The following is a 13317-nucleotide window of genomic DNA, read 5'->3' on the forward strand; positions in this document are numbered from 1 at the left end:
ATGAACGATACAAACCAAGAGGCGCATGAGCCAGACAACTGGCTGCCGATCCGTGAAGTTGCACGTCAGACCGGGGTCAACGCCGTCACGTTGCGGGCCTGGGAACGACGCTACGGGTTGATCGTGCCCCACCGCACTGCCAAGGGACATCGCCTGTATACCCACGAGCATGTACAGCGGGTGATGACGATTCTGACCTGGCTCAATCGCGGTGTATCCGTCAGTCAGGTCAAAGCCTTGATCGATGAACAACAGCCGGAAAGCTTCACGCCCGGCAATGATTGGGATGCCCTGCACCAGACGCTGTTGCAGGCCATCGGTGAACTGGCCGAACGCCGGGTCGACGATGTTTTCAATCAGGCCATGTCGCTGTATCCGCCACGAACCTTGTGTGAGCAATTGTTGCTGCCGCTGCTGGCCGAGCTGGAGAAGCGCTGGCAGGGCAAGTTCGGCGCGCAGATGGAGCGTGTGTTCTTTTATTCGTGGCTACGCAGCAAGCTTGGCGCACGTATCTACCACAACAACCGGCAACTCAACGGCAAGCCGTTGCTGCTGGTGAATCAGTCCGACCTGCCGCTTGAGCCGCATCTATGGCTCGTGGCCTGGCTGGTCAGCAGCGCCGACTGCCCCGTGGAAGTATTCGACTGGCCGCTGCCAAACGGTGAGCTGGCACTGGCCACCGAATACCTGCAACCACGCGGCGTCCTGCTCTACTCCAGCAAATCGCTGAACCCGACTCAACTGCCAAGGCTACTGAGCAATATTTCCTGCCCGATCGTGTTGAGCGGACCAACGGTACAGATCCATAACGCCGATTTGCTCGTATGTGCGAACGAGGTCACAGGATTGACCCTTGCTCAGGACCCGCTCAGCGCACAGATCGAATTGAACAGGCTCGGACTCATTTAAAGGATTTCACATGCAACTGTTTTGGCTGCGTAGCGATTTGCGCGTTCACGACAATACCGCCCTGGCCGCTGCCATGGAGCAGGGTCCTGCGCTGGCTGTGTATCTGATCAGCCCGACTCAATGGCAGAACCATGACGACGCAGCCTGCAAGGTCGATTTCTGGCTACGCAATCTGGTCGAGCTGGAAAAAGCCTTGGGCGATCTGAATGTCCCTCTACTGATTCGTGATGCAGATACCTGGGACAAAGCCCCTGAAGTGTTGTTGCAGCTCTGCGCCGAGCATGGCGTCGAAGGCGTACATGCGAATGAGGAGTACGGCATCAATGAAGGCAAACGCGATCAGGCCGTACGCCATGCACTGGAAAACGCCGGTGTTCATTTCAGCAGCTATCTGGATCAACTGCTGTTCAAGCCTGGCAGCATCCTGACCAGGACCGGCGGCTACTTTCAGGTTTACAGCCAGTTCCGCAAGGTCTGCTACGCCCGCCTGCACGAAGCGATGCCACACCTCATTCGCGCACCGAAGGCCCAGCAACCGTTATCGATCAAAAGCGATGCGGTACCTGATCAGGTCGAAGGCTTTACAACGCCCTCCAAAACGCTGCGAGAACTCTGGCCTGCCGGTGAAAACGAAGCGCTCAGACGCCTGGCTGCCTTCAGCGACGATCAGATCCGCTACTACCAGAGCGAACGCGATTTCCCGGCAAAACCTGGCACCAGCCAGTTGTCGGCCTATCTGGCAGCCGGCGTGGTTTCTCCACGCCAATGCCTGCATGCAGCCCTGATGAGCAATAACGGGGAATTTGAAACCGGTAATACCGGGATCGTGACCTGGATCAACGAGTTGCTGTGGCGGGAGTTCTACAAACACATTCTTGTAGGCTACCCTCGCGTTTCACGCCATCGCGCATTCCGCCCGGAAACCGAAGCCGTCAAATGGCGTAACGCTCCAACCGAACTGGCCGCGTGGCAGGAAGCCCGCACCGGATTGCCCATCATTGATGCAGCCATGCGCCAGTTACTGGAAACCGGCTGGATGCATAACCGACTAAGGATGGTCGTTGCGATGTTCCTGACCAAGAACCTGTTGATCGACTGGCGTGAAGGCGAGCGCTTTTTCATGCGTCACCTTATCGATGGTGACCTGGCGGCCAATAACGGCGGATGGCAGTGGAGTTCGTCCACTGGCACAGACTCGGCACCCTACTTCCGTATCTTCAACCCTTTGTCGCAATCGGAAAAATTCGATCCCGAAGGGCGCTTCATCAAGCATTGGCTGCCGGAACTGGCCAGCCTCAACAAGAAAGAAGTGCATGACCCGTCCCTCGTCGGTGGCCTGTTCGGCGTAAAAGACTATCCCGAACAGATTGTCGACCTGAGCAAAAGCCGCGCACGGGCGCTGGCCGCCTTCAAGGCCCTGCCCCATCGCCAGCCAGCAGCGGGCCCGCTCCATGAGTGAATTCCTGCAACGCTTCGCCCATGACTTCGCAACGCTGAACAAGGACAACCTTGAGCGAGTGGCCGGGCTCTATAGCGACAACGTGTCATTCACAGACCCGATGCACCATATCCAGGGTCTGGCGGCCATGCAGGATTACTTCGCTCAGCTTTACAGCAATGTCAGCGCGCTGCATTTCGACTTCCATCACTTCGATGAAGTCAGGCCCGGTGAAGGCTATCTGACCTGGACCATGAGTTATTCACACCCACGCCTGAACAGGGGACGGCTTATCAAAGTCGAAGGTTGTTCGCACCTGCATTGGCACGAAAAGGTTTACCGGCATAGAGACTACTTCGACGCCGGTGCATTGCTCTATGAACACCTCCCCATCATGGGAGGCTTGATTGCCTGGCTGAAAAAGAGGTTGGCATGAAGACTTCGTACGCACGTCGCATCTGGCTGACGGGTGCAAGCAGCGGTATTGGTCTGGCACTGGCAAAAGAGCTGCTCGACTCAGGAAACCAGTTGGCCTTGACCGCCAGAACCCTTGAGCCCTTGCAGGACTTGTCGCAGCGTTACCCCGGCCAGGTCCTGCTGGTAACCGGCGATATCACCGATGGCGAGCAAGTCAGGCACATGGGCGATCGTATCGAACAGGAATGGGGAGCACTGGACACGGCCATCCTCAATGCCGGGACCTGTGAGTACATTGACGCACAAAGCTTCGATGCAGCACTGGTGGAGCGGGTGATTCGCACCAACCTTCTGGCCAGCAGCTTCTGCATCCAGGAAGCACTGCCCTTGTTGCGCAAAGGTACAAAACCACATCTGGCTGGCGTCGCCAGCGCGGTGACTTACCTGCCGCTGCCCCGAGCCGAAGCCTACGGCGCCTCGAAGGCCGGCCTGCGCTACATGTTCGAATCACTGCGCCTGGACCTGGCCAGCGAAAACATTGACGTCACCGTGATCAGCCCGGGTTTCGTCGAAACGCCGCTGACTGAAAAAAACGATTTTCCGATGCCCATGCGCTGGCCTGTCGACAAGGCAGCACACTACATCGCCAAAAGACTGAACAGCCCCAAACGCCCACTGGAAATCGCCTTCCCCGGCCCTTTCATTTTCAGCCTGCGCTTGCTGGCCATGTTGCCAGCCCGGGCAAGATTCGCCCTTTGCAAACACATGGCACGCCCCCCGACCTCGAATAAGGACGCTCAATGAAGATCGCCATCATTGGCAGCGGTATCTCAGGCCTGACCAGCGCCTACGTGCTCAATCGCTCCCATGACATCACGGTGTTCGAGGCGTCGGACTGGATCGGCGGCCACACGCATACCGTGGATGTGCAGGTCGCTGGCCGTGCCTATGCGATCGATACCGGCTTTATCGTCTTCAATGACTGGACCTACCCGAACTTCATCAAATTGCTAGGCCGGCTGGGCGTGGCATTCAAGCCGGCCGAAATGAGCTTTTCGGTGCATGACCCGCGCAGCGGCGTCGAATACAACGGCAATAACCTCAACAGCCTGTTCGCCCAGCGCAGCAATCTGTTGTCGCCAAAGTTCTGGGGCATGCTGAGCGATATTCTGCGCTTCAATCGCCAGTCCGTGGCCGACCTGGAAAACCAGCGCATCGCGGCCGACACGACGCTTGGCGAATACCTGAAAAACGGCCGTTACGGCCAGCGCTTCATCGACCATTACATCGTGCCCATGGGCGCGGCAATCTGGTCGATGTCACTGGCGGACATGCTGGGTTTCCCTCTGCAATTCTTCGTGCGCTTCTTCAAGAATCACGGGCTGCTTTCTGTCACTCACCGTCCCCAGTGGTGTGTGATTGAAGGTGGCTCCAGAAGTTATATCGAACCGCTGACGGCTTCGTTCAAAGACCGCATTCGCCTGTCATGCCCTGTGCATCGGGTAGAGCGTGACAGCGAGGGCGTCACCCTGCACAGCGCGGCAGGCAGTGAGCGCTTCGATAAAGTGATCTTCGCCTGCCACAGCGATCAGGCCTTGCAACTGCTGGCCCAGCCCTCACAGCACGAACGGGACATTCTCGGCGCTCTGCGTTATGCCGAAAATGACGTGGTTCTGCACACCGACACACGACTGCTGCCCAAACGCTCACTGGCCTGGGCCAGCTGGAACTACCGCCTTGGTGGCGGAGAGCAGCAACTGGCCGCCGTCACCTACGACATGAACATCCTGCAAGGGATCGAAAGCGACACCACGTTCTGCGTCAGCCTGAATCAGACCAGCGCCATCGACCCGGATAAAATCCTCGGCCGCTATCGCTACGCCCATCCGCAATACAGCCTGGATGCCATTGCAGCCCAGGAGCGCTGGCAGGAAATCAACGGCGTTGAAAACACCTGGTACTGCGGCGCCTATTGGGCCAACGGTTTCCATGAAGACGGCGTGGTCAGCGGCCTGCGCGTGGCCCAGGCCTTTGGGGAAGCGCTGTGAACAGCGCCCTTTACAGCGGCTGGATCACTCATCGGCGTTTTGCGCCCAGAGCCCACGAATTCAACTATCGAATCGGCCTGCTCTATCTGGATCTGGACGAGCAGGACGCCGTACTCAACCTGTCACCGCTGGCCGGAGACAGACGCTTTTCACCGTTTTCATTCAGAGAACATGATTATTTGCCGGAACTGACCGGACGCGGCGTACCCCTGATCGAAGCGGTACGCGAGCGAGTCGCAATAGCGCTGGGGCATATGCCGCTGGGCCGGGTCTGCCTGCTGACCCAGGCTCGCAGCTGGGGCCTGTCTTTCAACCCGGTGAGTTTTTTCTACTGCCATGAAATCGACGGAGCACTGGCCGCCATCCTGTGCGAAGTCACCAATACGCCCTGGGGCGAGCGGTATCACTATGTCCTGCCTGCCAATGGCGAAGGTCATCAGCACTTTGCCGTGGCCAAGGCGTTTCATGTGTCGCCCTTTCTGCCCCGTGATCTCGAATACCGCATGAGTTTCAGCCAGCCCGCCGAGAGAATCGGTGTGCATATGGCCGACTGGCAAGGCGAGCTGAAAGTGTTCGACGCCACGCTCAACCTGAGTCGGCAGAAGCTCAATCGTCAGACACTGCATCGCTATCTGCTTGCCTATCCATGGATGACTGCCAAGACCTGCCTTGCGATCTATTGGCAGGCCATACGCCTGTTTCTCAAGCGCATCCCGATTTTCAATCATCAGACTGCTGACGGTGAATACCGTACAGGCACGCCGCAACCCAAGGATCGACGTGATGAAAAACATCAGTAGTAGTGGTTTTTCTGCCAATCTGGGTGCCCACAACCTGACAGCCAGTTTTCTGCGCCGGGGCGTGTTGCGCCAACTGAGCAAATTGCGCAACGGCCAGTTGGTGGTCAACGACGGCCCTGAACGCCATGTCTTCGGCAAGGCCGGAGCGCTGATCCAGGGGGAAATCCATATCCGCGATTCCGCGGTCTGGGGCATGGTTGCCAGCAACGGTTCCATTGGTGCGGGCGAAGCCTTTATCCATGGCTACTGGAGCACGCCGGACCTGACGGCAGTGGTTCGGGTGTTCGTCAGCAATCTTGAAGTGCTCGATGCCATGGAGGGCGGCATTGCGCGCCTGACACGCCCTATGATTCAGGGCCTGCACTGGCTCAACCGCAATACGCGCAAGGGCTCGCAGAAAAACATCGCCGCTCATTACGACCTGGGTAACCAGTTGTTCGAGCAGTTTCTCGACCCGACGATGATGTATTCCGCAGCACAGTTTCTGAGCGAGAACGATACCCTCGAAAAGGCCCAGTTGAACAAGCTGGAGCGTATCTGCCAGAAACTGGCCCTCAAGCCCGAAGACCATCTGCTGGAAATCGGCACGGGCTGGGGCAGCATGGCGATCTATGCCGCACAGCATTACGGCTGCCGAGTCACGACCACGACACTCTCGAAAGAGCAGTTCGCCTACACCGAACAGCGCCTGGCACAACTGGGCTTGCAGGATCGCGTCACGCTGCTGCTCAAGGACTATCGCGACCTTACCGGCCAGTACGACAAGCTGGTGTCCATCGAAATGATCGAGGCCGTGGGCCACAGGTTTCTGCCGACCTATTTCAAACAGTGTTCGCACCTGCTCAAGAGCAACGGGCTGATGCTCTTGCAGGCCATCACGATTCGCGAGCAGCGTTATGAACAGGCCAAGAGCAGTGTGGACTTCATCCAGCGCTACATCTTCCCCGGCGGCGCCTTGCCGTCGGTCCAGAAGATGCTGGAAATCGTCGGCGGTGACACCGACATGAACCTGCTGCACATGGAGGATTTCGGCCTGCATTACGCCCGCACCCTGCGCATGTGGCACGACAACTTCAAGCAGGCCCACAGCGCCTTGCTGGACCTGGGTTACGACGAATACTTCCTGCGCCTGTGGGAATTCTATCTGTGCTATTGCGAGGGCGGCTTTCTAGAGCGGACCATCGGCACCGCGCAGTTGCTGCTGGCCAAACCCGAGGCCTTGCGCGCACCGGTGCTTGGGCTCTTCGATGCTTAAAACCGTCGCCAATGCGCTGTTGTTCCAGATCGGCTGGTTCGCCTGCGTGCTGGGCGGCAACAGCTACTGGCTGCTGATTGCAGCCGGTGTGCTGGCAATACATCTGCTGTGGACAAGTTCCTGGACGAGCGAGGGCCGATTGCTGTTGGCCGTAACCGTATTGGGCACGCTGCTCGACAGTGCATTGATGAATCTGGGGGTATTGGACTTCGGCACCGATGGCCCACTGATTCCCTTGTGGCTGGTATTACTCTGGGCAGTCCTGGCAACCACGCTCAATCACTGCCTGGCCTGGACCGCCACCCCTTGGTGGCGAGCCAGCCTGCTCGGCGCAATTGGCGGCCCGATGTCGTACTATGCAGGCTCGCAACTGGCGCAAGCCCAGCTTCCACTGGGTTTGTGGCCAAGTCTCTTGATACTGGGCGCGGTCTGGGCCGTCATCTTTCCCTTGCTTCAGCGACTGGCTACCCATCCACTTATCAACAGACCCACCGGAGCCCCCCACTGAAATCCGCGCTCATCACTCTGACACCGATTCCAAGCGAGCCGGCAGTCACTTGCTCGACCTGTGCGGCCTGCTGCTGCCAGCTGGAAGTCATGCTCATCACCGACACAGGCGTGCCCGAGCGCTATATCGATACCGATGAGTGGGGCGGCGAAGTCATGCTGCGCCTGGAGGACGGCTGGTGCGCGGCGCTGGATCGCAACACCATGATGTGTACCATCTACGAAAAACGCCCGCTTATATGCCGAGAGTTTGAGGCAGGTGCAGAAGAGTGCATGAACGAACGGCAGGGAATTGCGACGGCTTATCTCTGAGGGCGGCGGGTAGGAGCGAATTCATTCGCGAGACGGCATGGCAAACGATGGATAGGTATCGAATGTAGCGGCCTGTCGCGAATAAATTCTCCCCCGCCTGGTCGTTCACTATCAGAACGGCATCTTGTAATGCAGAGCGTAGCTTTCTATCCCGTCGTTCGGCTGTTTGATGCCAGCGTTGGAATAGTGAGTGGCGCGAATGCCGATTTCATGCCCGCCCGCAAAGCGCAGACCAAAACCGATGCGGTCTTCGAAGTTGAAAGCCGAGCCCAGCTTGTTGTCTTCAACTTGAGTATTGGAGAAAACCGAAACACCAATCCCCGCCTCGATGTAAGGCTTCACACTCTGTCCTGAAAACTCGTAAACCAACACTGGCGAAAACGACAGGCTGTTATTGCTGGAGCGCTTGTCTCCATCCCAATACGTGTAGGCGCCATCCCAATAACCGGTCAGGCGACCTATATCGCTTTTCAACCAGCTTTTATCCCAATCGAACTGCACGCCCAGACGATAGGTCATCGTCGACTGGCTGGTATGACCTACCGAAAACTCAACGCCATCGGCTTGTGCCAGAGAGCTTTGCCCTGCGAGAACAGCCGATACCACGGCCGAACAAAAGAGTCGCTTCATAAGAAACATCCATTTCATATGGTAGTTGTTAGAAAGTGCTGGAAACTTGGCAGACGCACTATAGAAAGCAGCAGCAAAGCGTTGGTTCAGCCCCCAAAAGCTTTTTTCACGATTTTTTTACAAACCTAAGCTTCGCACACTGCCAGCGCTTTGCCATAGAGCTGGCAGAATTTTTTTGAAATCATTTGGATTACCACTCGTCCAGTAGGACGTTTCGCACCCGGGAGTCGTGGCAAGGAGGTCGGCTTGTGCCAAAAGACGCTGAAGCTGCCGGGCTACAGCGGCGCCAGTGTCGATCAGGCTGATGGAATCGGGAATCATCTGGCGCAGCAGCGGCTTGAGAAACGGGTAGTGAGTACAGCCTAGAATGATGGTGTCGCAGCCTTCAAGCAGCAGTGGCTCGACATAAGTCCAGAGCAATTGGCGAATGGTCGGGCTGAGGAGATCACCGGTTTCGATCAACTCCACCAATCCCGGGCAGGGTTGAGTAACGACCCGCACATCGTTGGCGAATCGGTCGAGCAAAGCGGCGAACTTGGCGCTTTGCAGAGTGCCAGTTGTCGCCAGAACTCCCACTACACCACTGCGAGTCGCGGCAGCGGCCGGTTTGACCGCAGGCTCCATACCAACGATGGACCAGTCGGGGTAGCGCTGACGTATCTGCGCAACGCCTGCCACTGTCGCGGTGTTGCAGGCCAGCACCAGCGCCTTGGCACCTTGCTCACGGAAGAAACCGGCAATCGTGAGGCAGCGCTGAATGATGAATTCCGGGCTCTTTTCGCCGTAGGGAATATGACCGCCGTCCGCGACATACAGCAGTGACTCGTTGGGCAGAAGCTGGCGAATCTCGGTGAGTACCGAAAGCCCGCCCACTCCAGAGTCGAATACCCCGACCGGCGCGCTACGGCTATAAGGCGGGCGAGCGTCAGTCATGCTTGCCTCTGGCAGCGCCACACACACCACATGCCGGATCACGCTTGACCTTCAGCTCCCGGAAACGAGTGGTCAGGGCATCAATCAACAACAGGCGGCCGACCAGAGGCTCGCCAAAACCCGCCAGCAGCTTCAAGGCTTCCAGGGCTTGCAGGCTGCCGACCAGGCCCACCAGAGGACCGACGACGCCAGCTTCACTGCAAGTCAGTTCGGCTTCGCTGCCGTGACCGTACAGGCAGTGATAGCAAGGGCTCTCGGCGCGGCGCGGGTCGAACACCGACAACTGGCCTTCGAGGCGGATCGCAGCGCCGCTGACCAGGGGCTTGCCTGCTGCGACGCAGGCCGCATTCACGGCTTCGCGGGTCGAGAAGTTATCTGAACAATCAAGTACCAGATCCACGCCTTGCACTGCTGCGCTCAGCGAGTCGGCATCCAGAGCGGCACGATAAGCGACCAGTTTCACTTCAGGGTTGATGGCCGTCAGACGTGCCATGGCTGAATCCACCTTGGCCTGCCCGATACTCTGGCTGTCATGAATGATCTGGCGTTGCAGGTTGGTCAGGTCGACGCTGTCGAAATCGGCCAGATGCAACTCACCAACCCCGGCAGCGCCCAGATACAGCGCCACTGGCGAACCAAGGCCACCAAGACCGACGATCAGCGCACGGCTGTTCTTGAGCCGCATCTGCCCATCGATATCGACGTGTTGCAGCAAGATCTGCCGACTGTAACGCAGCAGTTCCTGGTCACTCAGCACAGCAGGCATCCGAAGGTAATGCGCTCGTGCTCGCCCAGATCACGCCGGGTCTGCACCCGATCGAAACCACTGGCGGTGAGCAGGTTCCGCACTTCGGCCCCCTGGTCATAGCCATGTTCGAGCAACAACCAGCCGCCGTTGCGCAGATACGCCGGAGCCTGCTGGATAATGGCTCGCAGGTCGTCCAGGCCATCGGTGCCGGCAACCAGTGCGCTGCTCGGCTCGAAGCGAACATCACCGGCAGCCAGATGCGGATCGGCGTCAGCGATATAAGGCGGGTTACTGATGATCAGGTCGAACTGCTTCTCCTGATCCAGCGCGCTGAACCAATGGCTGTTAAGCACCACGGCGTTGTCCAGTTGCAAGCGCTGTCGGTTACGTTCTGCCAGAGCGACGGCTTCAAGCACACGGTCCACGGCCGTCACCTTCCACTGATGACGCTCACTGGCCAGCGCCAGGGCAATCGCCCCGCTACCGGTCCCCAGGTCCAGAACCTGAGCGGGGGCAAAAGCCGGGATCAGTTCCAGCGCCGCTTCAACCAGCATTTCGGTTTCGGGACGTGGAATCAATGTATGGGGCGCGACTTCCAGGTCGAGCTTCCAGAAGCCTTGCTGGCCCAGGATATAAGCCACGGGCTCACCGGTACGCCTGCGTTGCAGGTAACCCGCAAAAGTCAGCGCCGCTTCGGTGCTGACAATGCGCTCGGGCCAGGTATGCAGGAAACTGCGCGGCTTGCCCAGGGCAGCGGCCAGCAGCAACTCGGCATCCAGTCGCGCCGTTGGTGAGTCGGGAAGTTCAGCGCTTCTTAACAAGCTGGCGATGATGGTCATTTACTCACCCAGTGCCGCAAGTTGATCAGCCTGATATTCAGCGAGTAGCGGCTCTATCACTGCATCGACCCCACCGGCCAGAACTTCATCCAGTGAATACAACGTCAGATTGACACGGTGATCCGTCACTCGCCCTTGAGGGAAGTTATAGGTGCGAATACGCTCCGAACGATCACCCGACCCCACCAGAAGCTTGCGCTCGCTGGCGATGGCATTGGCAGCGGCGCTGGTCTGCTGATCATTCAGTTTGGCAGACAACCAGGACATTGCCCGGGCTCTGTTCTTGTGTTGCGAACGTTCTTCCTGACACTCCACGACAATACCCGATGGCAAGTGGGTAATGCGAATGGCCGAGTCGGTCTTGTTGACGTGCTGCCCACCGGCACCGGAAGAGCGATAGGTGTCGATGCGCAGGTCTGCCGGGTTGATTTCGATGGCCTGCTGCTCGTCAGGCTCGGGCAATACCGCCACGGTGCAGGCCGAGGTATGGATACGCCCCTGGGACTCAGTCTCGGGCACACGCTGTACGCGGTGGGCACCGGACTCGAATTTCAGCTTGCCGTAGACATTTTCGCCTTCGACCCTGGCGATGACTTCTTTATAGCCGCCATGCTCGCCTTCGTTTTCCGACAGGATTTCCACACGCCAGCCACGACGCTCGGCATAACGCGAGTACATGCGAAACAGGTCGCCGGAGAAGATCGCCGCCTCGTCACCGCCCGTGCCCGCACGGATTTCCAGAAACACGTTACGGCCGTCGTTCGGGTCCTTGGGCAGCAGCATGCGTTGCAACTGCGCCTCAAGTTCCAGCAACTGTTGTTTGGCTTCACGGACTTCTTCGACCGCCATTTCCCGCATGTCCGGGTCGCTGTCCTTGAGCAGAGCCTGCGCACCGTCCAGATCGGCCAGAACCTTGATGCGTTGTCTGTAAGCCTCGATGACAGGCTCTACTTCCGCGTACTCACGGGAATAGGCGCGAAACTTGGTCTGGTCGCTGATAACTTCCGCATCGCCAAGCAGCGCGGTCAATTCTTCAAAACGGTCGCTGAGCACATCCAGCTTATTGAGCAGTGAAGCTTTCATTGCGAAGGTTTATCCGTCGAGCCCTCACCGAGGGCAAAAAGTTCCTGAGCCATGGCCAGCGCATCGACGCGGCCTTCGGCAGACAGCTTTTTAAGCTGAACGCTTGGAGCGTGCAGCAGTTTGTTGGTCAGGCCACGGGCCAGGTGAATCAATACTTCTTCTGCATTGCTGCCGTTGGCCAGCATACGCTGCGCCTTGCTCAGTTCCTCGTCGCGCAGCCGCTCGCTTTGCTGACGATAGGCACGCAGCACATCGACTGCCGCCAGCTCGCGCAGACGGGACATGAAGTCGTCGGCGCCAATACTGACCAGTTGTTCAGCCGCCAGGGCAGCACCCTGCCGGCTCTTGAGGTTTTCAGCGACCACTTCATGCAGATCATCGACGCTATACAGGTAAACGTCGTCCAACTCACCGACTTCAGGTTCGATATCGCGCGGAACAGCGATATCCACCATAAAAATCGGCTTGTGCTTGCGCAGCTTCAAAGCACTTTCAACAGCGCCCTTGCCCAGAATCGGCAACTGGCTGGCTGTAGAGCTGATCACGATATCGCTGTTGACCAGTTCTGCCGGGATATCCGAAAGCAGTACCGCATGGGCTCCAAACTCGGCGGCCAGGATGCTGGCACGCTCCAGAGTCCGGTTGGCGACCACGATACGCTTGACGCCCAGGTCACGCAGGTGCCGGGCAACCAGAGTGATGGTCTCGCCCGCGCCGATCAGCAACGCCTGACTGCGCTGCAAATCGCTGAAAATCTGTTTTGCCAGGCTGACGGCGGCAAATGCGACCGATACCGGGTTTTCACCAATGGCCGTGTCGGTACGAACCTGCTTGGCCGCACTGAACGTGGCCTGAAACAGGCGCCCGAGTAACGGACCAACGGTTCCGGCCTCACGGGCAACCGCATAGGCCGACTTCATCTGCCCGAGAATCTGCGGCTCTCCGAGTACCAGAGAGTCCAGCCCCGACGCTACGCGCATCATGTGACGCACGGCAGCATCGTCTTCATGTATGTAGGCGCTGGCGCGCAATTCATCCAGACTCAATTGGTGATAGTCCGCCAACCACGCCAGAATGCTGTCAGCTGCGAGCTGGTCATGCTCGATATACAACTCGCTACGGTTACACGTCGAGAGAATCGCGGCTTCGCGACTGCTGGTAAGACGACAAAGCTGCTGCAAGGCCTCGACCAACTGTTCCGGCGTAAATGCAACGCGCTCGCGAACGTCGACCGAGGCAGTCTTATGGTTAATACCTAGAGCAAGGAAGGCCATTCAGGGTCGCTGGTGGTGACGTGAAGCCAGCAATTGTCCTACTTCAATAAGCTCAGAACAACCACTGCATATTATTGTCCCACTAGAATCGCTCGTTGCAGGCCCCTCTTGAGGCCGGCGACGC

The 13317-nt window shown here is 58.2% G+C and carries 15 protein-coding genes; 9 read left to right on the forward strand and 6 right to left on the reverse strand.

The window, feature by feature from the left end; genetic code table 11:
- Genes ACODS3_RS19200 through ACODS3_RS19240 form a run of 9 tightly spaced genes read left to right on the forward strand, consistent with a single transcriptional unit; the run spans position 1 to position 7686 of the window.
- Complete coding sequence (locus ACODS3_RS19200; protein WP_201006518.1) at positions 1 to 909, forward strand: MerR family transcriptional regulator; 909 nt, start codon at positions 1 to 3, stop codon at positions 907 to 909.
- Positions 910 to 919: 10 nt separating this feature from the next.
- On the forward strand, positions 920 to 2368 hold the full coding sequence (gene phrB / locus ACODS3_RS19205; RefSeq protein ID WP_489035761.1) for a deoxyribodipyrimidine photo-lyase: 1449 nt from the start codon (positions 920 to 922) through the stop codon (positions 2366 to 2368).
- Complete coding sequence (locus tag ACODS3_RS19210; protein WP_201006514.1) at positions 2361 to 2783, forward strand: nuclear transport factor 2 family protein; 423 nt, start codon at positions 2361 to 2363, stop codon at positions 2781 to 2783. The genes phrB and ACODS3_RS19210 overlap by 8 nt, the downstream gene beginning before the upstream one ends.
- On the forward strand, positions 2780 to 3568 hold the full coding sequence (locus tag ACODS3_RS19215; protein ID WP_201006512.1) for an SDR family NAD(P)-dependent oxidoreductase: 789 nt from the start codon (positions 2780 to 2782) through the stop codon (positions 3566 to 3568). The genes ACODS3_RS19210 and ACODS3_RS19215 overlap by 4 nt, the downstream gene beginning before the upstream one ends.
- Positions 3565 to 4812, forward strand: coding sequence for an NAD(P)/FAD-dependent oxidoreductase (locus tag ACODS3_RS19220; RefSeq protein WP_201020051.1), 1248 nt, complete (start codon positions 3565 to 3567; stop codon positions 4810 to 4812). Before ACODS3_RS19215 ends, ACODS3_RS19220 begins: the two co-directional genes overlap by 4 nt.
- Entirely contained in the window at positions 4809 to 5612 is an 804-nt protein-coding gene (locus tag ACODS3_RS19225) for a DUF1365 domain-containing protein (protein WP_201006510.1), read from the forward strand. The genes ACODS3_RS19220 and ACODS3_RS19225 overlap by 4 nt, the downstream gene beginning before the upstream one ends.
- Positions 5596 to 6867, forward strand: a complete 1272-nt coding sequence (locus ACODS3_RS19230) for a class I SAM-dependent methyltransferase (RefSeq protein ID WP_489035765.1) — start codon at positions 5596 to 5598, stop codon at positions 6865 to 6867. The genes ACODS3_RS19225 and ACODS3_RS19230 overlap by 17 nt, the downstream gene beginning before the upstream one ends.
- The gene (locus tag ACODS3_RS19235) at positions 6860 to 7375 is read left to right on the forward strand and encodes a DUF2878 domain-containing protein (protein WP_201020054.1); all 516 of its coding nucleotides are present in this window, start codon (positions 6860 to 6862) and stop codon (positions 7373 to 7375) included. Before ACODS3_RS19230 ends, ACODS3_RS19235 begins: the two co-directional genes overlap by 8 nt.
- A gap of 11 nt (positions 7376 to 7386) precedes the next feature.
- Positions 7387 to 7686: a YkgJ family cysteine cluster protein gene (locus ACODS3_RS19240; protein WP_201020092.1), complete on the forward strand. Its 300-nt coding sequence runs from the start codon at positions 7387 to 7389 to the stop codon at positions 7684 to 7686.
- Between the two features lie 111 nt (positions 7687 to 7797).
- Here the strand turns inward: ACODS3_RS19240 and ACODS3_RS19245 are convergent, their stop codons facing one another.
- The 6 genes from ACODS3_RS19245 to hemA form a co-directional block, all read right to left on the reverse strand.
- The gene (locus ACODS3_RS19245; protein WP_201020055.1) at positions 7798 to 8316 is read right to left on the reverse strand and encodes an acyloxyacyl hydrolase; all 519 of its coding nucleotides are present in this window, start codon (positions 8314 to 8316) and stop codon (positions 7798 to 7800) included.
- A 117-nt stretch (positions 8317 to 8433) separates the two neighbouring features.
- Positions 8434 to 9249, reverse strand: a complete 816-nt coding sequence (gene murI, locus ACODS3_RS19250; RefSeq protein WP_201020056.1) for a glutamate racemase — start codon at positions 9247 to 9249, stop codon at positions 8434 to 8436.
- Positions 9242 to 10006: a molybdopterin-synthase adenylyltransferase MoeB gene (locus tag ACODS3_RS19255; RefSeq protein WP_201020093.1), complete on the reverse strand. Its 765-nt coding sequence runs from the start codon at positions 10004 to 10006 to the stop codon at positions 9242 to 9244. Before ACODS3_RS19255 ends, murI begins: the two co-directional genes overlap by 8 nt.
- Entirely contained in the window at positions 10000 to 10836 is an 837-nt protein-coding gene (prmC, locus tag ACODS3_RS19260) for a peptide chain release factor N(5)-glutamine methyltransferase (RefSeq protein ID WP_201020057.1), read from the reverse strand. The genes ACODS3_RS19255 and prmC overlap by 7 nt, the downstream gene beginning before the upstream one ends.
- The gene (gene prfA / locus ACODS3_RS19265; RefSeq protein WP_489035768.1) at positions 10837 to 11919 is read right to left on the reverse strand and encodes a peptide chain release factor 1; all 1083 of its coding nucleotides are present in this window, start codon (positions 11917 to 11919) and stop codon (positions 10837 to 10839) included.
- Entirely contained in the window at positions 11916 to 13193 is a 1278-nt protein-coding gene (gene hemA, locus ACODS3_RS19270) for a glutamyl-tRNA reductase (RefSeq protein WP_201006503.1), read from the reverse strand. The genes prfA and hemA overlap by 4 nt, the downstream gene beginning before the upstream one ends.
- Between the last annotated feature and the right edge of the window lie 124 nt (positions 13194 to 13317).

The organism is Pseudomonas sp. FG43, from assembly GCF_057809175.1.

What these genes read in the sequence shown, in the direction of transcription:
- ACODS3_RS19200 (WP_201006518.1), top strand. Translation starts at nt 1, where the DNA reads ATGAACGATACAAACCAAGAGGCGCATGAGCCAGACAACTGGCTGCCG.
- phrB (WP_489035761.1), top strand. Translation starts at nt 920, where the DNA reads ATGCAACTGTTTTGGCTGCGTAGCGATTTGCGCGTTCACGACAATACC.
- ACODS3_RS19210 (WP_201006514.1), top strand. Translation starts at nt 2,361, where the DNA reads ATGAGTGAATTCCTGCAACGCTTCGCCCATGACTTCGCAACGCTGAAC.
- ACODS3_RS19215 (WP_201006512.1), top strand. Translation starts at nt 2,780, where the DNA reads ATGAAGACTTCGTACGCACGTCGCATCTGGCTGACGGGTGCAAGCAGC.
- ACODS3_RS19220 (WP_201020051.1), top strand. Translation starts at nt 3,565, where the DNA reads ATGAAGATCGCCATCATTGGCAGCGGTATCTCAGGCCTGACCAGCGCC.
- ACODS3_RS19230 (WP_489035765.1), top strand. Translation starts at nt 5,596, where the DNA reads ATGAAAAACATCAGTAGTAGTGGTTTTTCTGCCAATCTGGGTGCCCAC.
- ACODS3_RS19235 (WP_201020054.1), top strand. Translation starts at nt 6,860, where the DNA reads ATGCTTAAAACCGTCGCCAATGCGCTGTTGTTCCAGATCGGCTGGTTC.
- ACODS3_RS19245 (WP_201020055.1), bottom strand. Translation starts at nt 8,316, where the DNA reads ATGAAGCGACTCTTTTGTTCGGCCGTGGTATCGGCTGTTCTCGCAGGG.
- murI (WP_201020056.1), bottom strand. Translation starts at nt 9,249, where the DNA reads ATGACTGACGCTCGCCCGCCTTATAGCCGTAGCGCGCCGGTCGGGGTA.
- prmC (WP_201020057.1), bottom strand. Translation starts at nt 10,836, where the DNA reads ATGACCATCATCGCCAGCTTGTTAAGAAGCGCTGAACTTCCCGACTCA.
- prfA (WP_489035768.1), bottom strand. Translation starts at nt 11,919, where the DNA reads ATGAAAGCTTCACTGCTCAATAAGCTGGATGTGCTCAGCGACCGTTTT.
- hemA (WP_201006503.1), bottom strand. Translation starts at nt 13,193, where the DNA reads ATGGCCTTCCTTGCTCTAGGTATTAACCATAAGACTGCCTCGGTCGAC.